This is a genomic window from Microbispora sp. H13382, assembly GCF_014161445.1.
In the GTDB taxonomy this organism is placed as follows: Bacteria; Actinomycetota; Actinomycetes; order Streptosporangiales; family Streptosporangiaceae; genus Microbispora.
On record NZ_JABBXA010000023.1, the window covers coordinates 71,163 to 94,833 of the forward strand.

General features: G+C 72.2%; 21 protein-coding genes. 16 read left to right on the top strand and 5 right to left on the bottom strand.

The window, feature by feature from the left end; genetic code table 11:
* Positions 1–2: 2 nt before the first annotated feature.
* Positions 3–1,586: an FAD-dependent oxidoreductase gene (locus tag HHX41_RS33590; protein ID WP_182909157.1), complete on the bottom strand. Its 1,584-nt coding sequence runs from the start codon at positions 1,584–1,586 to the stop codon at positions 3–5.
* Positions 1,587–1,669: 83 nt separating this feature from the next.
* Positions 1,670–2,860: a DUF6986 family protein gene (locus tag HHX41_RS33595; protein WP_182909158.1), complete on the bottom strand. Its 1,191-nt coding sequence runs from the start codon at positions 2,858–2,860 to the stop codon at positions 1,670–1,672.
* 200 nt (positions 2,861–3,060) lie between these two features.
* Between HHX41_RS33595 and HHX41_RS33600 the strand changes: the two genes are divergently transcribed.
* A complete protein-coding gene (locus HHX41_RS33600) occupies positions 3,061–3,705 on the top strand; it encodes an NYN domain-containing protein (protein ID WP_169979609.1) in 645 nt (214 codons plus the stop codon).
* Between the two features lie 12 nt (positions 3,706–3,717).
* On the opposite strand, the gene HHX41_RS33605 is transcribed toward HHX41_RS33600, so the two are convergent.
* Positions 3,718–5,040 carry an FAD-dependent oxidoreductase gene (locus HHX41_RS33605; protein WP_182909159.1) on the bottom strand — a complete coding sequence of 441 codons (1,323 nt, stop codon included), beginning with the start codon at positions 5,038–5,040 and terminating at the stop codon, positions 3,718–3,720.
* Between the two features lie 224 nt (positions 5,041–5,264).
* Here HHX41_RS33605 and HHX41_RS33610 point away from each other — a divergent pair, with 224 nt between their 5' ends.
* On the top strand, positions 5,265–5,789 hold the full coding sequence (locus tag HHX41_RS33610; RefSeq protein ID WP_182909160.1) for a hypothetical protein: 525 nt from the start codon (positions 5,265–5,267) through the stop codon (positions 5,787–5,789).
* 173 nt (positions 5,790–5,962) lie between these two features.
* Complete coding sequence (locus HHX41_RS33615; RefSeq protein WP_182909161.1) at positions 5,963–7,705, top strand: proline--tRNA ligase; 1,743 nt, start codon at positions 5,963–5,965, stop codon at positions 7,703–7,705.
* Between the two features lie 96 nt (positions 7,706–7,801).
* Here HHX41_RS33615 and HHX41_RS33620 read toward each other — a convergent pair whose 3' ends face one another.
* A complete protein-coding gene (locus HHX41_RS33620) occupies positions 7,802–8,395 on the bottom strand; it encodes a ferritin-like domain-containing protein (protein ID WP_169979603.1) in 594 nt (197 codons plus the stop codon).
* Positions 8,388–8,918, bottom strand: coding sequence for a hypothetical protein (locus tag HHX41_RS33625; RefSeq protein ID WP_182909162.1), 531 nt, complete (start codon positions 8,916–8,918; stop codon positions 8,388–8,390). Before HHX41_RS33625 ends, HHX41_RS33620 begins: the two co-directional genes overlap by 8 nt.
* 175 nt (positions 8,919–9,093) lie before the next feature.
* Between HHX41_RS33625 and rimP the strand changes: the two genes are divergently transcribed.
* The 13 genes from rimP to dapB all read left to right on the top strand — a co-directional run bounded on the left by rimP (position 9,094) and on the right by dapB (position 23,443).
* On the top strand, positions 9,094–9,621 hold the full coding sequence (gene rimP, locus HHX41_RS33630) for a ribosome maturation factor RimP (RefSeq protein ID WP_169979598.1): 528 nt from the start codon (positions 9,094–9,096) through the stop codon (positions 9,619–9,621).
* 22 nt (positions 9,622–9,643) lie between these two features.
* Positions 9,644–10,633, top strand: coding sequence for a transcription termination factor NusA (nusA, locus tag HHX41_RS33635; protein ID WP_211591473.1), 990 nt, complete (start codon positions 9,644–9,646; stop codon positions 10,631–10,633).
* Entirely contained in the window at positions 10,617–10,919 is a 303-nt protein-coding gene (locus HHX41_RS33640) for a YlxR family protein (protein ID WP_182909163.1), read from the top strand. The genes nusA and HHX41_RS33640 overlap by 17 nt, the downstream gene beginning before the upstream one ends.
* A gap of 187 nt (positions 10,920–11,106) precedes the next feature.
* Positions 11,107–14,232, top strand: a complete 3,126-nt coding sequence (infB, locus tag HHX41_RS33645) for a translation initiation factor IF-2 (protein WP_182909164.1) — start codon at positions 11,107–11,109, stop codon at positions 14,230–14,232.
* 68 nt (positions 14,233–14,300) lie between these two features.
* Positions 14,301–14,600, top strand: a complete 300-nt coding sequence (locus tag HHX41_RS33650) for a DUF503 domain-containing protein (protein WP_169979590.1) — start codon at positions 14,301–14,303, stop codon at positions 14,598–14,600.
* A gap of 47 nt (positions 14,601–14,647) precedes the next feature.
* Positions 14,648–15,136, top strand: a complete 489-nt coding sequence (gene rbfA / locus HHX41_RS33655) for a 30S ribosome-binding factor RbfA (protein ID WP_169979588.1) — start codon at positions 14,648–14,650, stop codon at positions 15,134–15,136.
* Positions 15,133–16,152 (top strand): bifunctional oligoribonuclease/PAP phosphatase NrnA, encoded by a 1,020-nt coding sequence (locus HHX41_RS33660; protein ID WP_310742304.1) that lies wholly within the window; start codon positions 15,133–15,135, stop codon positions 16,150–16,152. The genes rbfA and HHX41_RS33660 overlap by 4 nt, the downstream gene beginning before the upstream one ends.
* A complete protein-coding gene (gene truB, locus HHX41_RS33665; RefSeq protein WP_182909165.1) occupies positions 16,149–17,063 on the top strand; it encodes a tRNA pseudouridine(55) synthase TruB in 915 nt (304 codons plus the stop codon). The genes HHX41_RS33660 and truB overlap by 4 nt, the downstream gene beginning before the upstream one ends.
* Positions 17,064–17,201: 138 nt before the next feature.
* Positions 17,202–18,146, top strand: coding sequence for a bifunctional riboflavin kinase/FAD synthetase (locus HHX41_RS33670; RefSeq protein WP_169979585.1), 945 nt, complete (start codon positions 17,202–17,204; stop codon positions 18,144–18,146).
* A gap of 166 nt (positions 18,147–18,312) precedes the next feature.
* A complete protein-coding gene (gene rpsO, locus HHX41_RS33675) occupies positions 18,313–18,582 on the top strand; it encodes a 30S ribosomal protein S15 (RefSeq protein ID WP_030510715.1) in 270 nt (89 codons plus the stop codon).
* A 282-nt stretch (positions 18,583–18,864) separates the two neighbouring features.
* Positions 18,865–21,189 carry a polyribonucleotide nucleotidyltransferase gene (locus HHX41_RS33680; RefSeq protein ID WP_182909166.1) on the top strand — a complete coding sequence of 775 codons (2,325 nt, stop codon included), beginning with the start codon at positions 18,865–18,867 and terminating at the stop codon, positions 21,187–21,189.
* On the top strand, positions 21,186–22,496 hold the full coding sequence (locus HHX41_RS33685; RefSeq protein ID WP_182909167.1) for a pitrilysin family protein: 1,311 nt from the start codon (positions 21,186–21,188) through the stop codon (positions 22,494–22,496). The genes HHX41_RS33680 and HHX41_RS33685 overlap by 4 nt, the downstream gene beginning before the upstream one ends.
* A 209-nt stretch (positions 22,497–22,705) precedes the next feature.
* A complete protein-coding gene (gene dapB / locus HHX41_RS33690) occupies positions 22,706–23,443 on the top strand; it encodes a 4-hydroxy-tetrahydrodipicolinate reductase (RefSeq protein WP_182909168.1) in 738 nt (245 codons plus the stop codon).
* Positions 23,444–23,671: the final 228 nt, after the last annotated feature.

The following is a 23,671-nucleotide window of genomic DNA, read 5'->3' on the forward strand; positions in this document are numbered from 1 at the left end:
CTCTACGGGCGGCGGCGGGCGACGAGGACGGCGTCGCGGATGGTGACCTCGCGCCCCTCCTGGTCGGCGGCCGTGCGCGGCCGGGCCTCGGCCGCCGCGACCTCCCACTCGGCCGGGTCGAGCGAGGCCGCGACCTCCTCGGCGGTGAACATCATGTGCGGGAAGTGCATCCGCCTGACCGTGGTCAGCAGGTCGGACGGGTGGTGCCCGACGATCAGCAGGGTGCCTCCCGGAGCCACCGCGGCGGCCAGCCGGCCGAACAGCCCCCGCCTGGCCTCGCCCGGCAGGTGCATGTACTGCGCCGAGACGAGGTCGTAGGCGCCCTCGGGAAGGGCGTGGTCGCGCAGGTCCGCGTGCAGCCACTCGACGCGGCCCGCCACGTCCGCACCCGCCTCGGCGGCATGGGCGGCGGCCCGCTCCAGCGCCGTGGCGGAGATGTCGGCTCCCGTCACCCGCCAGCCCCTCGCGGCGAGCCAGACCGCGTCGGCGCCCTCGCCGCTGCCGACGTCGAGGGCCCGGCCCGGCGGCAGCTGGGCGGCCTCGGCGACGAGCTGGGCATTCGGCTGCCCGCTCCAGACCGCCGGCCGGGAGCGGTAGCGCTCCTCCCAGGCGGCCTCCTCGACAATCGTGCTCATCTGGTCCCGGTAGGCGGCGACGGCCTCCCGGGTCTCCTCCGCGGTGAGATCCATGTTGATCGCCGCGCCGGCGGCCAGGCCCGCGGCGGCGGACGCGATCACAACGGCGCGCACGTCCGTCACGTTGCCCGCCACCCAGACGCCGGGCACGGCGGTCGCCCCGGTCGGCTCCGCGGCGATCCGGGTGCCGGCCACATGACCGCCGTGCTCCGCCTCGACCGGCTTGAGCCCGAGCGATTCCAGCACCCCGGAGCGAGCGGTGAGCGGCGCTGCGACGACGAGCGCGTCGAGCGCGACGACCTCGCCGGAGGCCAGCCGCACCCCGGTGAGCGCGTCGCCGGTCACCTCGATCGCCGCGACCGTGCCTTCGGCGACGGGAATCCGGCGCGCGGCGAGCCGCTCGGCGTCCTCCTCCGGCAGCGCGGGGAGGTGGTGGGCCAGGAACACCACGTCCTCGCTCCACTGCCGCCACAGCAGCGCCTGCTCGACGGAGAGCGGCCCGGTGGCCAGCACCCCGATCCGCCGGTCGCGGACCTCCCAGCCGTGGCAGTACGGGCAGTGCAGCACGTCGCGGCCCCACCGCTCGGCCAGGCCGGGCACGCCGGGCAACTCGTCCACGGCTCCGGTCGCCACCAGCAGCCGCCGGGCCCGTACGGCGCGGCCGTCGTCCAGCGTCACGAGGAAGCCGTCGTCCTCCCGCGTGGCGGCCTCGGCCCGCCCGGCGACGACCTCGACGCCGTACCGGATCACCTCATCCCGCCCGGCCGCCAGCAGCTCGGCGGGCGGCGTGCCGTCCCGGCCGAGGTAGTTGTGCATGTGCCCGGCGGGCGCGTTGCGCGGCTCCCCGGCGTCCACCACCAGCACCGACCGCCGCGCCCGTCCCAGCGCCAGGGCGCCGCTGAGCCCGGCGGCGCCGCCGCCCACCACGACCACGTCGTACTTCTCGTTCACCTGTGCCTCCTGTGTTCGGCTTGTGCGCAACAGTGCGGCACGGCCGGTGAACACGGCAAGAAATTTTGCCGATGCGGCAAATCTCAGCAGAGCGCCCGGTCGGCTCGGGCCAGCGCGGCGACCAGCGTCTTGATCGTCGCGGGCTCGTCGAGCACGCCCCCCGCGGCCGTACGCCGTTCCTGCCAGGCGCGCACCCGATCGGCGTACTTCTCGTAGCAGGCGAGATGGAACGCGTAGACGGTCGTGAAGCGGCTGACGAGGTGCGAGGGGTGCATGTCCCAGCCCTGGTAGAAGCCGTGCGCCAGCGAGTGCGACACCAGCGCCGAGTGCCTGCTCAGCAGGGCGTGCACGTCGGCCGCCGCGTCCGAGGCCGGGGTCGCGGCCAGGGAGCCGTCCGACAGCTCCACGCCCGTCCCCGACAGCGCCGTCTGCATGACGTGCCGCGCGTGGTCGCAGGCCGGATGGTCGAGCCGCTGCTCGTCCGGCGGCAGCCCGAGCGCGGCGGTGTAGTCGAACACCCCGAAGTGGGCGGCCGCCAGCCGCCCGCCCAGTGAGGGCACCAGGTCGGCCGAGCGCTGGAGCATGAGCACGGTCTGCGGAGCCTCCACCTGCATCTCGAAGCGCAGCGTGCCGGTGGGCAGGCGCAACGCCCGTTCCAGCGCCTCCAGGCAGCCGGCGAACTGGCGCAGGTAGTCCTCCATGAGGACCTTGGGGAACGTGACCGTGAACCCGCCGGGCAGTTCGCCGGTGCGCCGCACGACCCCGGTCAGGAACCCGTCGAGCGTGCGCAGCGAGCGCAGGGGGTCGCCGTCGGCGAACGACTTCACCCGCAGCCCCCACCTGCGGGGCAGCGTGCCCGCCGCGTGCATCGCGGCCACGGCCGTCGCGGCCGACTCGGTGTGCCGGTCCTCCTCCTCGTGGGGGCGCCGGCCGTACCCGTCCTCGAAGTCGATCCGCAGGTCCTCGATGGGCTCGGCGTGCAGCTTCCTGCGTACGCGGTCGTGCACGGGCTGGGCCAGCTCGGGGTCGAGACCGAACAATGCGGCCAGCTCGGCGGGGGTGAACAGGAGCCGGTGGAGCAGGTCGGTCGCGGCGTGCCGCCACTGCTGGACGATCTCCGCCGTCACCCGGTCCGCGGGCACGTACACGGTGTGCACCGGCTGCCACGCGGGTTCCCGTTCGGGGAACCGGGTGAGCTGCTCGTCGTAGGTGCCGGCGAAGCCGTCGAGCAGTCCGTCGAGCGGTCCGTCCGGGCCGGTCAGCGTCGTCTCCATGGGGACGATCCTCGCAGACGCCCCCGCCACGGCGACGTCATCACGCAACGTCGCTGCGTGAGCACGATCCGTTGGCTATTCTTTTCCTCGAACAGCCGATCGAACAGGTGAGCGAAAAAAGAAACGGCCCCCTGTCGGGGGCCGTAGAGCCCGGGGACGTAGCCGCGGGCGCGGTGACTCCATGTTAGGAGATGATGGCGGTGCGCGACAACCCCGTTCCCCACGTCGTGCGTGTCGGGGTCTACGTCGACGGGTTCAACCTCTACTACGGGCTGCGCTCCCTGCGGGGGCGGCGCTATCTCTGGCTCGATCTACAGGCGCTGGCCCTTCGGCTGCTCAGGACCGGGCAGACGCTGACCGCCGTCCGCTACTTCACCGCTCCCGTCCGGGGCGACGCTCGTGCCCTCGCCCGCCAGCAGACCTATCAGGCGGCCCTGGAGACCCTGGGGGTCGAGGTGGTGCTCGGGCGGTTCCAGGAGCAGCGCGCCTCCTGCCGGGCCTGCGGCGTCTCCTGGAAGACCTACGAGGAGAAGCAGTCCGACGTCGCGCTGGCCGCCGCGATGGTCGGCGACGTCGCCCTCGACCTGGTGGACACGGTGCTGCTGCTGTCGGCAGACTCCGACCTGTGCGCGGCCATCGAGGCGGTGCGCCAGGTGGACGCCCGGCGCGGCGGAAAGACCCGGGTCGTAGCCGTCTTCCCGCCCGGCAGACGCTCCGACGGCCTGCGCCTCGCCAGTGACGCCTGGTTCCCCCTCGGCGACGCGCTCATCCGGCAGTCGCAGCTTCCCGAAGTCGTGCCCGGCCGCGACGGCGCGCGCTACCACCGGCCGGCCCACTGGTCCTGACCGGGACAACCGTCAGGACGCGCTCCCCGGCCGGGCGAGCCGGCCGCACGCGCCCAGCATCGCGTCCCTGCCCACCAGCTTCACCCGCTCGCCCCTCCGCAGACTGCCGGCCAGCGAGGCCTCCGCGGCCTCGATCGCGAGCCAGTCCTCGTACGTCACCGGGCTCAGCCCGCGCGCGGCGAGCAGATCGTCCAGCCGGGTGGTCGCGGTGCCCGGCACCGCCTCGGCGAGCAGGGTGCGCACGGTCTCGGCGGCATCGGACTTGTTGGTCCCGATCACGCCCGTCGGCCCCCGCTTGAGCCAGCCCGAGACGTACTGCCGGTCCGCCACCCTTCCGGCGACGTTCGGCACCGTCATCGTCTTCGGGTCGAACGGCACCCCGGGCAGCGCCACGCTCTGGTAGCCCACCGAGCGCATCACCATGTCCGCCGGGATCGTCTCGTACTCGCCCGTCCCGACGACCCGCCCGTCCTCCAGCCGGGTCCGCTCCAGCCGTACGCCCTCGACCCGGGACACACCGAGGATCTCCACGGGACGCAGCCAGAAACGCACCTCCAGGCGGCGAGGCCGGTCGGCCGGCTTGCGCTCCGACCACGACCGCAGGACGTCCACATTGCCCTTGACCTGCCGCGACAGCGTGGTCAGGTCGGCGACCGCGATCTCGTCGGGGAAGGTGAGGACGTCGGCGTTCAGCAGTTCGCCGAGCTCGCGCAGCTCCTTCAGGGTGAACTTCGCGTGCTCGGGGCCGCGCCGGCCGACCATGTGGATGCGCTTGACCCGCGAGGCGGCCAGCCGGTCGAGCACCTCCTCGGGCACGTCGGTGCCGCGCAGCTCGCCGGCGCTCTTGGCCATGATCCGCACCACGTCCACGGCGACGTTGCCGACACCGATGACGACGACGTCCTCCACGTCGAGGGAGAAGGCGTCCGGCGGTACGTCCGGGTGGCCGCAGTACCAGTTGACGAAGTCGGTCGCGGCGACGCTGCCCGGCAGGTCCTCGCCCGGGACGCCGAGGTGCCTGTCGACCATCGCCCCCGTGCAGTACACGACGGCGTCGTAGCAGGACAGCAGGTCGTCCGCGGAGAGGTCCGCGCCCAGCTCGACGCCGCCCAGGAAGCGGACCCCCGGGGTCTCCAGCACCCTGCGCAGGTAGCCGGCGATCGACTTGATCGACGTGTGGTCGGGCGCGACGCCGTACCGGACGAGCCCGTACGGCGTGGGCAGGCGTTCGAGGACGTCCACCTCGACGGGATCGGGCGACTGCTTGACCAGCGCCTCGGCCGTGTAGATGCCGGCCGGGCCCGACCCGACGATCGCGACGCGCAGTGTCACCATGGCCTCCAGGCGCAGGCGGAGCTTCTACCTGTGATTCTTTATCATCGCCAGCACGCCCTGCCAGTGGTACGCCATGCCGTGCACCCCATGCGGATCCGTGTTGTGATGATTCGCGGGGTTGCGGGGGAGCGGCGGCCGCGATCAAAGTGATGCCCGTGGGCTCTGGGGCTAAAAGACGGGGAAACCCGCGGACGAGAAGGCCGGGCGGTGGCACCCTCCCTGACATGAGGGGACTCCGCGGGGGGCGGGACGAGCCCGGGGCCTCACCGGCCACGGTCTACGGCCCGCAGAACGGTCAGGACGACGGCGACGACGCGCCGCCGCACGGCTCCGGCCCGGACGGGCTCAGGTACGAGGCGCTGGGACGGGTCATGGCCGCCCTGTCCGGCGAGGCCGAGACACTCGAGGCGTGCCGCGACCTCACCTGGTGGCGGGGCACCGGCCGGTCCTGGCACATCGAGTGGCGCGACGGCCCGTACGCGGCCGAGGTGGCGGCGCTGCTCATGGAGCGGGTGGGTGAACCGGGGCCGGAGACCGTGCCGGCGGCCCCCGCGGGCCCGGCGACCACGTCGACGGCGATGCTGAACGTGATGGGCGTGACCTTCGTGCTGCGGGCCATCGACCCGTCCGGCATGGAGCGGCACCGGACCAGGGCCGGTCTGTGGCGGCTGTCGGCGGCGCTGGACGGCGGCCCGGTCGGCACGGGAGGGCGGTCGCGCCGGCACTGGGAGGAACTGCTCGGCGGCTGAGCCGGACCGGTCGCCGTTCAAGTGAGGCGGTGAGGGCCCCGGAGTCGATAGCCTTGAGAGCACATCGTCTTCGTCTCGTCTCTCAGGTCGTCTCCGAGGATCCGCGAGTAGCTCCGCGTCGCGGGCCCCGAGGAGGCGCCGCCGGCGAGACCTCTCACGAGCAAGGAGTAGCCGTGCTGCTGCGTATGTCGACCCTGTTCCTGCGCACCCTGCGTGAGGATCCGGCGGACGCGGAAGTGCCGAGCCACAAGCTGCTCGTCCGCGCCGGCTACATCCGCCGGGTCGCGCCCGGTATCTACTCCTGGCTGCCGCTCGGCAAGATCGTGCTGGAGAACGTCGCGCGGGTCGTCCGTGAGGAGATGGACCGGATGGGCGCGCAGGAGGTGCTCTTCCCCGCGCTGCTGCCCAGGGACTTCTACGAGCCCACGGGCCGCTGGACCGAGTACGGCGACACGCTGTTCCGGCTGAAGGACCGCAAGGGCGCCGACTACCTCCTGGGGCCGACCCACGAGGAGATGTTCACCGACATGGTGAAGGGGGAGTACTCCTCCTACAAGGACTACCCCGTCACCCTGTACCAGATCCAGACGAAGTACCGCGACGAGGCCCGGCCCCGCGCGGGCATCCTGCGGGGCCGCGAGTTCGTCATGAAGGACTCCTACTCCTTCGATCTCGACGACGACGGTCTCAAGCGGTCCTACGAGATGCACCGCGAGGCGTACATCCGCATCTTCGAGCGCCTCGGCATCGACTACAAGATCTGCTTCGCGATGTCGGGCGCCATGGGCGGGTCGGCCTCCGAGGAGTTCCTCGCCCCCTGCCCGACCGGTGAGGACACCTTCGTGGCCTGCCACAACTGCGGCTACGCGGCCAACGCCGAGGCCGTCGTCACGCCCGCGCCGCCCGCCGTCACCGCCGCGCAGCCGCCCATGCGGGTGCTCGACACGCCCGACACCCCGACGATCGAGTCGCTCGTCTCGTACGTCAACGAGCACCACGGTCTCGGCATCACCGCCGCCGACACGCTGAAGAACCTCGTCGTCAAGGTCCGCACGCCGGGCTCCGACGAGGTCAAGACGGTGATCGTCGGTGTGCCCGGCGACCGCGAGGTCGACTTCAAGCGCCTGGAGGCGGCGCTCTCGCCCGGCGTGCCGGAGATCTTCGAGGCCGAGGACTTCGCCCGTCACCCCGGCCTGGTGCGCGGCTACATCGGCCCGCAGGTGCTCAGGGACCTGGGGATCACCTACCTGGTCGACCCGCGCGTGGTCGAGGGCTCGGCCTGGGTGACGGGCGCCAACGAGCCGGGCAGGCACGCCGCGCACGTGGTCGCGGGCCGCGACTTCCAGCCCGACGGCACGATCGAGGCCGCCGAGGTGCGGGCGGGCGACTCCTGCCCCCGCTGCGCGCACCCGCTGTCGATCGACCGGGGCATCGAGATCGGCCACATCTTCCAGCTCGGCCGCAAGTACGCCGACGCCGCCCAGCTCGACGCGCTCGGGCCCGACGGCAAGCCGATCCGCATCACGATGGGCTCGTACGGCGTCGGCGTCTCCCGGGCGGTGGCCGTGCTCGCCGAGCAGCGCCACGACCAGCTGGGCCTGGTGTGGCCCAGGGAGGTGGCGCCCGCCGACGTGCACATCGTCGGCACCGGCAAGGAGAACCAGATCGAGGTCGCCAGCACGCTCGCCGAGACCCTCGAGGCGCGGGGGCTGCGGGTGCTCGTGGACGACCGTCCCGGGGTGTCACCCGGTGTCAAGTTCAAGGACTCCGAGCTGCTCGGCCTGCCCACCGTCCTGATCGTCGGCCGGGGACTGGCCAACGGCGTGGTCGAGCTGCGCGACCGGGTCACCGGGACCAAGGAGGAGATCCCGCTGGACGAGGCCGTCGAGCGGGTGCTGACCGCCTGCCGGGCCTGATCGCCGGACACACGGCGCCGCCGTCCCCCGCACATGACTCACGCGGGGCGGCGGCGCTGCCCTTTTCGCTGAACGCGGGGTCGTGTCCTGCGCCGCCTACTGGCCGTCGGGCGCGGACGGCTCCGGCTGGGCCTCCTGACCGGACGTCTCCGCGGAGACGTCGGATTCGGAGCTGTCCACGACGGGGGAGTCCGGCGCGGAGGATTCGGCTTCCTGAGTGGGGATGGCGGCGTCGAAGTCGGCGCCGTCCCGGCCCATGCCCGGAAACGGGTCACCGATCTTCGGCTGCCAGCCGTACGCCCGGGTCGCGCACTCCTGCGCGGTCAGCGCCGCGATCCGCCGCAGGCCGGGGTCGGGGTCGGCGGCCAGCTCCAGGTAGGCGGTGATCATCCGCTGCTCCACCAGCACCGCCAGGCGCACCGCGTCGGCCGGTTTGCGCACCTCGAAGGGCAGGCGGTAGGTCGGGCCCGGCTCGGCGGGCGTGCCGCCCCGCTCGGTGATGAACGCGCGAAGCTGGTCGCGCCGCGCCCGGTGGGCGTCGAACCCCGCCATGGCGCGCCTGAGCAGCGCACCGCTCGTCTTCCCGCCGATCACTCCGTACGCGAACACGGCGGCGTGCTCGGCGGACAGGACACGGCCGAGCACGTCGTCGGCCGGCGACCCGGTGGGCCCGGTCGGGCTCTCAGTCACGCACCCTCCCCAGGGCGACGACGTGGACGGCCTCGCACGCCCCGATGCTCGCCAGGAGCTGGGAGAGAGCGGGGGAGGCCGCGGCCATCTGCGCCGGGCGCGCCGACGCGGCGCGCCGCTCGGCGTCCCTGAGCGCTTGCACCGAGACCGCCGACCGCCCTTCCGCCGGCGACGCGGAGGACGAGGGCGGGGACGGGGGCGCGGGGCTCGCGGGGAACGTTCCCGTGCCGTTCGCGGCGGGCAGGAGCACGCGCAGGGCCTGCAGATGGGCCACGTGACGCTGACGGAACGGCTCCAGCGCCGCGGCCCGGTCCGGCAGGGCGGCGGCCGCGCGCCCGTACAACGACACCAGTTGCTCCTTGCCGGCGATCAGCGAGGTGAGCAGCACGGCCTGCGGGTCCGGCGACGCCGGCGCGGCCGGTCGCCGCGGGCCCGAGGAGCAGCCGGCCGCGGCCAGACCGGCCGCGGCGGCGGAGCCCAGCAACACGCGCCTCGTCACCCGTGCCCCGCCGCTGTGTCTCACGACACAGCATCGTACGGCGCGCCGCCCAGTGGTCATCGCCCCGTGACCACGATGATCGTGCACGTGTCGGAGCGCCGCTCGGGTGTGGCGCTGTTTCCACCTCCCGGTGTCGATAGGCTGTTGGCACATCGGGCTAGGCACACGGTCACAGCCACACGGTCATAGGGAGGTCGGCATGGGCAGCGACGCTCGAAGCGGCCGCCTGGTTGAACTGCTCGGCCCGGTGGTCGCCGCCGAGGGCTTCGACCTGGAGGACGTGACGGTCACACCGGCGGGTCGCCGGCGGCTGGTGCGCGTCGTGGTGGACCGGGACGGCGGCGTGAGCCTGGACGACGTGGCCGACGTGAGTCAGTCGGTCTCCAAGCGGCTGGACGAGGTGGACGTCCTCGGCGGCAGCCCGTACGTCCTCGAGGTCACCTCTCCCGGCGTCGACAGGCCGCTCACCGAGCCGCGTCACTGGCGCCGGGCGCGCGGGCGGCTGGTGAAGGCGGAGCTGCGCGACGGCACCGCCGCGGAGGGCCGCGTGACCGAGGCCGACGAGACCGGTGTGGAGCTGGACGGCACGCGCCGCCTCGCGTACGGCGAGCTGGTGCGTGGCCGGGTGCAGGTCGAGTTCAACCGGCGAGACGCCGGGCTCGACGACGAACTTGATGAGGACCTCGATGTCGACGAAGACATCGACGACGCCGACGACGAGGGCTAGGGGGAGCCTTGTGGACATTGACATGAGCGTCCTGCGCAGCCTGGAGCGGGAGAAGGACATCTCCTTCGACCTGGTCGTCAAGGCGATCGAGGACGCGTTGCTCATCGCGTACTTCCGGACGGAGGGCGCGGCGCAGAAGGCGCGCGCCGAGCTGGACCGCGACACGGGCCACGTGATCATCTGGGCGGCCGAGCTGGACGAGAACGGCGACGTCGTGCGGGAGTACGACGACACCCCGTCCAACTTCAGCCGGATCGCCGCCACGACGGCCAAGCAGGTGATCCTCCAGCAGCTGCGCGACGCCGAGGACGAGATCAACTTCGGTGAGTTCGCCAGCCGCGAGGGCGAGCTGGTCGCGGGCGTCATCCAGCAGGGCAAGGACCCGCGGGTGGTGCTGGTCGACCTCGGCAAGATCGAGGCGATCCTGCCGCACAACGAGCAGGTCCCGGGCGAGGAGTACGCGCACGGCGAGCGCATCCGCTGCTACGTCGTGCAGGTGAAGAAGGGACCCAAGGGCCCGTCGGTCACGCTGTCGCGCACTCATCCCAACCTCGTGAAGAAGCTCTTCGCGCTGGAGGTTCCGGAGATCGCCGACGGCACGGTGGAGATCGCGGCCATCGCGCGCGAGGCCGGCCACCGCACCAAGATCGCGGTGAGGTCGCGCAAGCCCGGCGTCAACGCCAAGGGCGCCTGCATCGGCCCGATGGGCTCGCGCGTGCGCAACGTCATGACGGAGCTGCACGGCGAGAAGATCGACATCATCGACTGGTCGGAGGATCCGGCCGAGTTCGTCGGGAATGCCCTGTCGCCCGCGCGCGTTTCCCGTGTCGAGGTGGTCGACGCCGACAGCCGCACCGCGCGGGTGATCGTGCCCGACTACCAGTTGTCCCTGGCGATCGGCAAGGAAGGGCAGAACGCCCGCCTCGCCAACCGTCTGACGGGCTGGCGGATCGACATCCGGCCGGACACCGAGCAGGCACCTGCTGATCCCGCTGATGCGTCGGCGAGGTAAGCTGGAATATGGTTACCGGGCAGCCCCACTGAGAACGTGTGTGGGCTGCCGGGTTCGCACGGTAAAGTCCGAGTTGCTCCGCCTGGTCGTGGCCGAGGGCGTGATCGTCCCCGACACGACAGGACGGCTTTCGGGACGCGGTGCGTCGCTGCACCCGTCCCCGCGCTGTCTGGAGCTCGCCGAGCGTCGCCGGGCGTTCCCTCGCGCGTTCCGCGTGGAGGGGCCGCTTGACACGTCGCTCTTGCGGGCTCACGTGGAGGGGTTGACGCCGGGGCGGTCCGGGTGAATGGTTACCGCTGGCCCTCGGTATCGGCTCCGGGAGCCAGGGCACGACGAAATTGTCATGTAGGACGCCGAGTTGATGGGCGGAGTCAGATTGCTATGAGCGCCTGATGAGCACGCGGCGATGAGTACGTTCAGGTAGCGACGGTCCGGCGGCACTGCAAGCCTCCCGGGCCGAGTTAGGGAGTGCAGTGGCGAAGGTCCGCGTATACGAGCTCGCCAAGGAGTTCGGGGTCGAGAGCAAGGTCGTCATGGCCAAGCTCACCGAAATGGGCGAGTTCGTGAGGTCGGCGTCCTCAACGATCGAGGCGCCGGTCGTCCGCAAATTGACCGAGGCGTTCAAGGGTGACGCCTCCAAGGGCGGGGGTAGGCCCGCCCGTCCGGCGCAGCCGAAGCCTGCGCCGAGGCCGGCTGAGAGCCAGGCCAACGGGGGCGCCCCGCAGGCGCCCGTTTCCCAGTCCACCGGCGCGGTGGCCAAGCCGGGCCCGAAGCCCGGTCCGCGGCCCGCTCCGCGTCCGGTTCCGATGCCTCACGCGCCGGTGTCCCAGCCGGACGCGGCGCGCCCCGAGGCCGCCCGTCCGCAGGCGCCGCGTGCGGAAGCGCCGCGTGCGGAGGCCCCGCGTGCGGAGGCCCCGCGTCCAGCGGCCGCGGGCCCCAGGCCGGGTGCCCCCGGTGCCGGTGCGCCGAAGCCCGGCCCCAGGCCGGCCCCGGCCCCGCGCCCGGGCGGCGCACCCGCCGGTCCCGGTGCGCCCACCGGCGGCGCTCCGCGCCCCGGCGGGCCCAAGCCGGGCCCGCGCGGTCCGCGTCCGGGCAACAACCCGTTCTCCTCGAACGCCAGCGGCATGGGCCAGCGGCCCGCGCGTCCCGGCGGCCGCGACGGCGGTCGTCCCGACCGCGGCGACCGTCCCGAGCGTACGGACGGTGGTCCGCGCGAGCCGCGCCGTGACGGCGGCCGCGACGGCGCCATGCCGCGTCCGCCGGCCGCGCGTTCCGGCGCTCCGGGCGCCGGCGGCCCGCGTCCCGGGCCCGGGGGCCCGCGTCCCGGACCGGGCATGGGCGGTCCGCGCCCCGGCCCCGGTGCCGGTGGCCCGCGTCCCGGCGGTCCGCGTCCGAACCCGATGATGATGCCGCAGGGCCGTCCGGCGGCGCCGGGCGGCGGTGGCCGTCCCGGTGGTCCCGGTGGCGGCGGAGGCCGTCCCGGTGGTCCCGGTGGCGGTGGCGGTCGTCCGGGTGGCGGCGGCGGTCGTCCCGGTGGGGGCTTCGGCGGTCCGCGTCCCGGCGGCGCTACGGGTGCCGGTCGCCCCGGTGGTCCCGGCGGTGGTCCGGGCGGTGGCGGCGGCGGCTTCGCCGGCCGTCCGGGTGGCGGCGGCGGCCGTGGCCGCGGTGGCGGCACGGCGGGCGCGTTCGGGCGTCCCGGAGGCCGTCCGACCCGTGGCCGCAAGTCCAAGCGCCAGAGGCGCCAGGAGTTCGACAACATGCAGGCCCCGGCGATCGGCGGCGTGCAGGTCACGCGTGGCGGCGGGCAGACGATCCGCCTGCCGCGGGGCGCGTCCCTGTCGGACTTCGCCGACAGGATCGGCGCGAACCCGGCCTCGCTCGTGCAGATCATGCTGCACCTCGGCGAGATGGTGACCGCGACCCAGTCGGTCAGCGAGGAGACGCTCCAGCTTCTCGGCGCCGAGCTGGACTACGACGTCCAGGTCGTCAGCCCGGAGGAGGAGGACCGCGAGCTCCTCGAGTCCTTCAAGATCGAGTTCGGCGAGGACGAGGGCGACGAGGCCGACCTCGCGCCGCGCCCGCCGGTCGTGACCGTCATGGGTCACGTCGACCACGGTAAGACCAAGACGCTCGACGCGATCCGCCACACCAACGTGGTGGCCCGCGAGGCCGGCGGCATCACCCAGCACATCGGCGCCTACCAGGTGGCGACGACGCACGAGGGCGAGCAGCGGAAGATCACCTTCATCGACACCCCGGGTCACGAGGCGTTCACCGCCATGCGTGCCCGTGGTGCGCAGGCCACCGACATCGCGGTGCTGGTGGTCGCGGCCGACGACGGTGTGAAGCCGCAGACCATCGAGGCGCTCAACCACGCCCAGGCGGCGAACGTCCCGGTCGTGGTGGCGGTCAACAAGATCGACAAGGAGGGTGCGGACCCGACCAAGGTGCGGGCCCAGCTCACCGAGTACGGCCTGGTGGCCGAGGAGTTCGGTGGCTCCACCCTGTTCGTCGACATCTCCGCCAAGCAGGGCATCGGCATCGACAACCTGCTCGAGGCCATCCTGCTGACCGCCGACGCCGAGCTGGACCTGCGGGCCAACCCGGACATGGACGCCCAGGGCCTCGCGATCGAGGCGCACCTCGACAAGGGCCGCGGCCCGGTCGCGACCGTGCTCGTGCAGCGCGGCACGCTCCGGGTGGGCGACTCGATCGTCTGTGGTGAGGCGTTCGGCCGCGTCCGCGCCATGCTGGACGACAACGGCGAGACGGTCGAAGAGGCCGACCCGTCGCGTCCGGTCCTGGTCCTCGGTCTGACGGCCGTCCCGCGCGCCGGTGACAACTTCATCGTCGTCACCGACGACCGGATGGCCCGCCAGATCGCCCAGCAGCGGGCGGCCAGGCAGCGGATCGCCGACATGGCGAAGTCCGGCCGCCGCCGCACTCTCGAGGAGCTGTTCAAGGACCTCGAGAAGGGTCAGGTCGACGAGCTCAAGCTCATCATCAAGGGTGACGTCTCCGGTTCCGTCGAGGCCCTGGAGGACGCGCTGCTCAAGATCGACGTCGGCGACGAGGTGCGCCTGCGGGTGCTCCACCGCGCGGTCGGCGCCATCACCGAGCACGACGTCAACCTGGCGATGGGCGACGACAACGCCGTCATCATCGGCTTCAACGTCCGGCCCGAGGTGCGGGCGCGGGACCTGGCCGAGCGCGAGGGCGTGGACATCCGCTACTACTCGGTCATCTACCAGGCGATCGAGGAGATCGAAGCGGCCCTCAAGGGCATGCTCAAGCCGGAGTTCGAGGAGGTCAGGACCGGCACCGCGGAGATCCGCGAGGTCTTCAAGGTCCCGAAGATCGGCAACGTCGCCGGTTCGATCGTCCGCTCGGGCGTGATCACCCGCAACAGCAAGGCCCGGCTCATCCGCGACGGCGTCGTGGTGGCCGACAACCTCACCGTCTCGTCGCTGCGCCGCTTCAAGGACGACGCGACCGAGGTCCGCGAGGGCTTCGAGTGCGGTATCGGTGTCGGCTACAACGACATCAAGCTCGACGACGTCATCGAGACGTTCGAGATGCAGGAGAAGCCGCGCGTCTGACGCACCGTGCCGCCGCCCCCGCCACGCGCGGGGGCGGCGGCCGGGCGTTCGGGACGTGGTGAGAACCCATGTTCATCGGTGCTCTTACTCTGGACATCCTGCTGGGCGACGTCCATTCGCTGAAGCAGAAGCGCTCGCTGGTCCGGCCGCTCATCGCCGAGATCCAGCGCAAGTACCCCGCCGTCGCCGTCGCGGAGGCGGGCCACCTCGACCTGCACCGGCGCGCCGAGATCGGCGTGGCCGTCGTGTCGGCGTCCGCGGCCAACTGCGACGAGGTGCTGGACGCCTGCGAACGCCTGGTCGCCTACCATCCCGAGATCGAGTTGCTGTCCGCGCGGCGGCGGCTCTTCAACGACCACGAGGAATAGACGGCCCGGCCCGCGCGTCAGCCGTACAGATACGAGGGAGCGTGAGCATGGACGCAGCGCGTGCCAGAAAACTGGCCGACCGCATCCAGCAGGTGGTCGCGGAGATGCTGGAGCGGCGGATCAAGGATCCGCGGCTGGGGTTCGTGACGGTGACCGACGCCAAGGTCACCGCTGACCTGAGCGACGCGACCGTCTACTACACGGTGTTCGGCTCCGAGGCGGAGCGGGCCGACACGGCCGCCGCCCTGGAGAGCGCCAAGGGCATCATCCGGTCCGAGGTCGGCCGGCAGACCGGCCTGCGGCACACCCCCGGCCTCACGTTCGTGCACGACCCCCTCCCCGACAACGCACGTCACATGGACGACCTGTTCGCGCTCGCCAAGGCCAAGGACGCCGAGATCGCCCGCCAGGCGGAGGGCGCGAACTTCGCCGGGGACGCCGACCCCTACCGCTTCGAGGAGGACCTCGACGCCGAGGCGGCCGAGGAGGAGGGCGAGGACGAGTCCTCCGGCCGGGCGGGACGCCCCGCGCGGTGACCGCGATCGACGAGACGGCGATCGGCGAGACGGACTGGCGGCGGGCGGCCGATCTGATCGACGCCGCCGGCTCCCTGGCCCTGGCCTGCCACGTGTCCCCGGACGGGGACGCACTCGGCTCGATGCTCGGTCTGGGGCTGGCGCTCGCGCGTACCGGGAGACAGGTCGTGGCGTCATTCGGCGACCGGGTCTTCGCGGTGCCCCGGCTGCTGCGGTTCCTGCCCGGGCAGCGGCTGCTGGTGGAGCCGTCGGCCTACCCCGCCGAGCCCGACCTGATGGTCACCTTCGATGCCTCCACGATGGAGCGGCTGGGCCTGCTCGCGCCCCACGCGGGCAAGGCAGGCGAACTCGTCGTGATCGACCACCACGTGTCGAACACCCGCTTCGGGACGGTCCACCTCGTGGATCCCACGGCGGCCTCGACCACGATGATCGTCGAGGAGCTCATCCGCCGGCTCGGGCTCACGGTGGACCGAGAGGTCGCCACCTGCCTGTACGCGGGCCTGGCGACCGACACCGGCTCCTTCCGGCACTCCATCACCACTCCGGCCGCCCACGCCATGGCCGGCCGGTTGCTGGCCACGGGACTGCGCCCGGAGGAGATCGCCAGGGAGCTGTGGGACCGCTCGCCGTTCGCGTACCTGCGGGTGCTCGGCACCGCGCTCGGGCGGGCCGCTCTGGAGCCGGACGCCGCGGGCGGCCTGGGACTGGTGTGGACCTACGTGAGCCGCGCCGACCGCGCCGCGGAGGGCCTGCCGTACGACGAGGTGGAAGGCATGATCGACGTCGTGCGCCGGGTCGACGAGGCGGAGGTCGCGGTCGTCCTCAAGGAGGACGACGAGGGCGGCTGGAACGTCTCGACCCGGTCGAAGGGCGCGGTGGACGTGGCGCGGGCCTGCGCCGCGCTCGGCGGCGGCGGCCACCCGCGTGCCGCCGGGTTCTCCTCGGCGCTGCCGGTGGCGGACACGATGGCCGCCCTGCGTTCCCACCTCACCCCGGAAGGGAGCCGGTCATGAGCACGGCCCAACCCAAAAGGACGCAGCCCAGAAGAACTCCTCCGCCGAGTGGCCTGATCATCGTGGACAAGCCGTCCGACTGGACGTCGCACGACGTGGTGGGCAAGATGCGCGGCGTCGCGGGCACCCGCAAGGTCGGCCACGCGGGCACGCTCGACCCGATGGCCACCGGCGTGCTGGTGATCGGGGTGGAGAAGGCGACCCGCCTCCTCGGGCACCTCGCGCTGACCGAGAAGGTCTACGAGGCGACGATCCGCCTCGGCGCGACGACGAACACCGACGACGCCGAGGGCGAGGTGGTCGCCACCACCCCGGCCGGGCACGTGACCGACGAGCAGGTGCGCAAGGGCGTCGCCGCGCTCACCGGTGAGATCATGCAAGTTCCGCCGCAGGTGAGCGCCATCAAGGTGGACGGGCAGCGGGCCTACAAGCTGGCCCGCGCCGGCGAGGAGGTGGCGCTGGCCGCCCGGCCGGTCACGATCCACGCGTTCGAGGTCGGGGAGATCAGGCGGATCCCGGAGACGGTGGAACTGGACGCCGTGATCACCTGCTCCAGCGGCACCTACATCCGGGCGCTGGCCCGCGACCTCGGCGCGTCGCTCGGCGTCGGCGGCCACCTCACCCGGCTGCGCCGCACCCGGGTCGGGCCGTACGGCATCGAGGCGGCCCGCACCATCGAGGACCTCGCCCGGGAGTGTGTGATCATGCCCATGGCCGACGCGGTGGCGGCGGCCTTCCCCCGCAGGGACGTGGGCGAGGAGGAGGCGCGGCTGGTCGCGCACGGCGGCAGGCTGCGCGCGGCGGGCCTCGGGCCGGGCCCGATCGGCGTTTTCGGGCCGGACGGAGCGCTGCTCGCGCTCGCCGAGGAGCGCGGCGGTACGGCCCGGCCCCTGGTGGTCTTCGCCTCCTGACGCCGGGGCTGGTTCCCCGGCACCCTGGTTCCCCGGCACCCCCTGGGGCATGGCAGTCTTGTCTACTGCGCTTCCCACGCGAGGCGGCTCAGGCGCCTTGCCGGAGGCGCGGCAGATGAACACAGAAGCGAGGTCGAGGTGCAGAGCTGGCACGGGCTGGACGAGGTCCCACAGGACTGGGGCAGGTCCGTCGTCACGATCGGCGTGTTCGACGGCGTGCATCTCGGTCACCAGCGGATGGTGGCCCGCGCGGTGGACATGGCCCGCGATCTGGGGCTGCCGGCCGTGGCCGTCACGTTCGACCCGCACCCCGACGAGGTCGTACGGCCCGGGAGTCATCCGCCGCGGCTCACCACGACCACCCGCCGGGCCGAGCTGCTCTTCACGCTCGGCGTGGACGCGGTGTGCGTGCTGCCGTTCACGCTGGAGTTCTCCCGGATGTCGCCGGACGAGTTCGTCCAGACGGCTCTGGTCGACCGGCTGCACGCCGCGGGGGTCGTGGTGGGGGAGAACTTCCGCTTCGGCCACAAGGCGTCGGGCGATCTGGAGACGCTGCGGACGCTGGGGGAGAAGTACGACTTCACGGCCGAGGGCGTGCCTCTGGTCAGCGACGGCGACGCCATCTCCTCCACGTTGATCCGGGAGCGGCTGGCCGCCGGCGACGTCGCGGGCGCGGCCGCCCTGCTGGACCGCCCCCACCGGGTGGAGGGCGTGGTGGTCCGCGGTCACCAGCGCGGCCGGGCGCTCGGCTTCCCCACGGCGAACGTCGAGTCGCCGCAGCACACGGCCATCCCCGCCGAGGGCGTCTACGCCGGATGGCTGCAGTGCGTGCAGAGCCCCTCGCCGTACGAGGGGGAGCGCTGGCCGGCCGCGATCTCGATCGGGACCAACCCCACGTTCGACGGAGTGGAGCGCACGGTCGAGGCGTACGCGCTGGACCGCGACGACCTGGACCTGTACGGCGCGCACGTGGCGGTGGACTTCGGCGAGCGGCTGCGCGACACGCTCAGGTTCGACTCGATCGAGGCGCTGATCGAGCAGATGCACGCCGACGTGGCCCGGGCGCGGGAGCTCACGTCCTGAAGGGCCGGCGTGACGCGGTGTGTCCTACGGGCTGGTAGGGTTGTATGTCAGCCATGTTCAGGTGGCGTAAGCCACCCGGCTGTCCTGTCACGGCGACTGTAGGCACGCACGGTCGTTCGCGGGCTGGGAACCGTTGCGCGTGCCATTTCACCAGAACGGAGAAGCAGTGTCGCTTGACGCCGCTACCACCAAGTCCATCATCGGCGAGTACGGCACCAGCGAGGGTGACACCGGGTCGCCGGAGGTCCAGATCGCGCTTCTGAGCAAGCGGATCAGCGACCTCACCGAGCACCTGAAGACGCACAAGCACGACCACCACAGCCGTCGTGGTCTGCTCCTGCTGGTGGGTCGCCGTCGCCGGCTGCTGAAGTACCTGCAGGCCAAGGACATCACCCGCTACCGCTCCCTCATTGAGCGGCTGGGCCTTCGCCGATAAGGTGAGGAAGGAGCGGCGATTCTTCGCCGCTCCTTTTCCATAACGGGCCACAATGGCCTGAGCGAGACAACTGAATAGCCGAGACCAACTGCCCCGCGTCCGCAAGCAAGCCGCAGCGCGATCCCGCGGCGTGAGAGGGCCGGTCCTCGGTAGTGGCCCCCGGTCGGCACGGCGACAGCCGTTTGTACGGACCGGGCGCTTCGATCGAAGACCGGCACTGCACCTGAACGGGGAGCCCGGCGACCGAGGACGCGGGAGACCGATCCGAAGAGGAGGTCCCCCGTGGAGGGTGTCCACAGCACAGAGGCCGTTATCGACAACGGTCCCTTCGGCACGCGCACGATCAGGTTCGAGACCGGGCGGCTCGCCCGGCAGGCGGCGGGAAGCGCCGTCGCGTACCTGGACGACGAGACGATGATCCTGTCCGCGACCACCGCGTCCAAGCATCCCAAGGAGAACCTGGACTTCTTCCCGCTCACGGTCGACGTCGAGGAGCGGATGTACGCGGCCGGCCGCATCCCCGGCTCGTTCTTCCGCCGGGAGGGCAGGCCGTCCGAGGACGCGATCCTCACCTGCCGTCTCATCGACCGGCCGCTGCGCCCGTCGTTCGTGAAGGGCCTGCGCAACGAGATCCAGATCGTCGCGACGGTCATGGCCCTGCACCCCGAGCACCTGTACGACGTGATCGCGATCAACGCCGCGAGCATGTCCACGCAGCTCGCCGGGCTGCCGTTCTCCGGCCCGATCGGCGGCGTCCGCGTCGCGCTGATCGACGGCCAGTGGGTGGCGTTCCCGACCCACACCGAGCTCGAGCGCGCCACGTTCGACATGGTCGTCGCCGGGCGCGTCCTGGCCGACGGCGACGTCGCGATCATGATGGTCGAGGCCGAGTCGACCCGCGACACGCTCAAGCTGGTCGCCGAGGGCGCGGTGGCCCCGACCGAGGAGGCCGTGGCCCAGGGTCTGGATGCCGCCAAGCCGTTCATCAAGGTGCTCTGCGAGGCCCAGTCGAAGCTGGCCGAGGTCGCCGCCAAGCCGACCGCCGAGTACCCGATCTTCCTCGACTACCAGGACGACGCCCTGGAGGCCGTCACCGCCGCCGTCAAGAGCGAGCTCGCCTCGGCCCTGACGATCGCGGGCAAGCAGGAGCGCGAGCTGGAGATCGACCGCGTCAAGATGCTGGCGGCGGAGAAGCTGCTGCCGGACTTCGAGGGCCGCGAGAAGGAGATCGGCGCCGCGTTCCGGTCGCTCACCAAGAAGCTGATGCGCGAGCGCGTCATCAGCGAGGGCGTCCGCATCGACGGCCGCGGCCCGAAGGACATCCGGCAGCTCAACGCCGAGGTCCACGTGGTGCCGCGGGTGCACGGGTCGGCCCTGTTCGAGCGGGGCGAGACGCAGATCCTCGGCATCACGACGCTGAACATGCTGCGCATGGAGCAGATGATCGACACGCTCAATCCCGAGCGGACCAAGCGCTACATGCACAACTACAACTTCCCGCCGTACTCCACGGGCGAGACGGGCCGCGTCGGCTCGCCGAAGCGCCGCGAGATCGGCCACGGCGCGCTGGCCGAGCGGGCGCTGATCCCCGTGCTGCCGTCGCGCGAGGAGTTCCCGTACGCCATCCGGCAGGTGTCGGAGGCGGTCGGGTCGAACGGCTCGACCTCCATGGGGTCGGTCTGCGCCTCCACGATGGCCCTGCTCGACGCGGGCGTGCCGCTCAAGGAGATGGTCGCCGGCATCGCGATGGGCCTCATCGGCGAGGGTGACACCTACGTCACGCTGACCGACATCCTCGGCGCCGAGGACGCCATGGGCGACATGGACTTCAAGGTCGCCGGCACCAAGGACCTGATCACCGCGCTCCAGCTCGACACCAAGCTGGACGGCATCCCGGCCCACGTGCTCGCCGCGGCCCTGAAGCAGGCGAGGGGCGCCCGGCTGGCGATCCTCGACGTGATGCAGGAGGCCATCGACGCCCCGGCGGAGATGAACCCGACCGCGCCGCGCATCATCACGATCAAGGTCCCGGTCGACAAGATCGGCGAGGTCATCGGCCCCAAGGGCAAGATGATCAACCAGATCCAGGACGACACGGGCGCCGAGATCACCATCGAGGACGACGGCACGATCTACATCGGCGCCACCGACGGCCCGTCCGCCGAGGCCGCCCGTACGCTGATCAACGGCATCGCGAACCCGCACATGCCGGAGGTCGGCGAGCGTTACCTGGGCACGGTCGTCAAGATCGCCGCCTTCGGCGCGTTCGTCTCGCTGCTGCCGGGCAAGGACGGCCTGCTGCACGTCTCGCAGATCCGCAAGCTGCACGGCGGCCGGCGGATCGAGAACGTCGAGGACGTCATGAACGTCGGCGAGAAGATCCAGGTGGAGATCGCCGAGATCGACTCGCGCGGCAAGCTTTCGCTGGTCCCGGTCGAGGTGGTCGAGAAGGAGGCCGCCGAGAAGGCCGCCGCGGCCGAGAACGGCGAGGCCGCGCCCGCTCCGGCCGAGGCCGCCGCCGCTCCGGCGGAGGAGGAGGACCAGCCGCGGACGCCGCGCCGCAGCCGCAGCCGCACCCGTGGCGGACGTGACGAGCGCAACTCGTGACGACCGAGACGCTGTTCCCGGGCAAGGACGGTGCGGGGGTCATCCGCCGCACCGTCCTCCCCGGCGGCCTGCGGGTCGTGACCGAGACGATGCCGACCGTGCGAAGCGTGGCGGTCGGCCTGTGGGTGGGCATCGGCTCGCGTGACGAGGCCCCCGAGCACATGGGGGCCACCCACTTCCTGGAGCACCTGCTTTTCAAGGGCACGCCCACGCGTGACGCCATGGAGATCTCGGCGTCCATCGAGGGCATCGGCGGTGAGATCAACGCGTTCACCGCGAAGGAGTACACCTGCTACTACGCCCGGGTGCTCGACGAGGACCTGCCGCTGGCGATCGACGTGCTCGCCGACGTGGTGACCTCCTCGCTCATCACCGAGGAGGACGTGGAGTCGGAGCGCGGCGTGATCCTGGAGGAGATCGCCATGCACGACGACGATCCCTCGGACGTGGTGCACGAGCAGTTCTCCGCCGAGCTCTACGGCGACACGCCGGTGGGCCGCCCGATCCTCGGCAACGAGGAGTCGATCAACGCGCTCACCCGTGACCGCATCCGCGAGTACTACCAGCGGTTCTACGTCCCGCCCCGCACGGTCGTGTCGGTGGCGGGCAACGTCGACCACGAGCGGGTGGTCGCGCTGGTCGCGGCGGCGTACGAGCGGGCGGGCGCCCTCGGCGGCTCCGTCGAGCCCGCGGCCCCGCGCCTCGGCGGTCCCGGCGTGGACGTCCGCAGCGGCGTCCGGGTGCTCGACCGGCCCACCGAACAGGCCAACCTGGTGCTCGGCATGACCGCCGTCCACCGCAACGACGACCGGCGCTTCGCCCTCGGCGTCCTGAACGCGGCGCTCGGCGGCGGCATGTCGTCGCGGCTGTTCCAGGAGATCCGGGAGAAGCGCGGCCTGGCCTACAGCGCCTACAGCTACACCTCCCAGTACGCCGACACCGGGCAGTTCGGCATCTACGTGGGCTGCCTGCCCGGCAAGGTGGACGACGTGCTCAAGATCTGCCGCGACGAGGTGGCCAGGGTCGTCGCCGAGGGGATCACCGCCGAGGAGATCGCCCGCGGCAAGGGCCAGATGCGCGGCGGACTGGTGCTCGGCCTGGAGGACACCGGATCGCGCATGTCCAGGATCGGCAAGAGCGAGCTCGTGTACGAGCGCCTCATGACGGTCGACGAGGTGCTCGCGCGGATCGAGGGGGTCACCCCCGAAGAGATCGCCGCGGTCACCGAGGACATCCTCAACCGGCCGCTGACGCTCGCGGTGATCGGGCCTTATTCCGACAAGGACTTCGGCTTCGCCATCGCCTGACCGTGCCGTTGGAGGCCGCGCCGGCGCCGTCGCGCGTCGCGCGGCCTCTTTCGTCCCCGCGACATGCGGGCCGCCCGCTCGTCGCGGCCCGGCCCCGCGCCCGCCCGGTACGGCTTTCGCCGCGGCGGCGCCTCCCGCCGTCGCGGGCACGGGCGCGTCGTGCCGCTCCTCGCCGTCCCGGCTCCCGCCGGCACGTATAGCCTTGGCGCGTGATTAAGGTCGGTGTTCTTGGCGCCCGAGGGCGCGTGGGTGTGGAAGTGTGCAAGGCCGTCGAGGCGGCCGACGACCTGGAGCTCGTGGCGGAGGTCGACAAGGACGACCCGCTCGACGCGCTGACCGGCGCCGAGGTGGTGGTGGACTTCACCCACCCCGACGTCGTCATGGGCAACCTCGAGTGGTGCATCTCCCACGGGATCCACACGGTCGTGGGCACGACGGGCTTCGACGCCGGACGGCTGGAGACCGTGCGGGGCTGGCTGGCCGCCAACCCGGGGACCAACGCGCTGATCGCCCCCAACTTCGGCATCGCCGCCGTGCTGATGATGCACTTCGCGGCGCAGGCGGCCAAGCACTTCGAGTCGGTCGAGATCGTCGAACTGCACCACCCGCACAAGGCCGACGCCCCCTCCGGCACCGCCCGCCGCACGGCGGAACTGGTGGCGCGGGCGCGGCATGAGGCGGGGCTCGGTCCGTCTCCCGACGCGACGACCACCGCCCTCGACGGCGCCCGCGGGGCCGTGGTGGGCGACGTGCACGTGCACGCCGTACGGCTCGCCGGGCTGATCGCCCATCAGGAGGTCATCCTGGGCGGTGAGGGGGAGACCCTCACGATCCGGCACGACACGATGAGCCGGGCGTCGTTCACGCCGGGCGTCCTGCTGGGCGTACGCCGCGTGCCGGAGCTCGACGGTCTCACCCTGGGTCTGGAACGCCTCCTCGACCTGTAATCCATCCACAGCCGGCACCGGGCGGACGATCCGCCCGGGCCGTGTCAGAGGGCCGGATCGAGCGGGAGGAGGGCGCCGCGGGCGCCCCGGCCCGATGAGGCCTGGCGCCAGGGTACGCCTGCCTGTGTTCACCGTCCTCGGGGCTTGTCCCGCCGAGCCGGACGTCGATCGGCAGGCGTGTCCCTGTTCCTCCTCCCTTTCTCTCATCGGTGTTCTCACCGGTGTCCC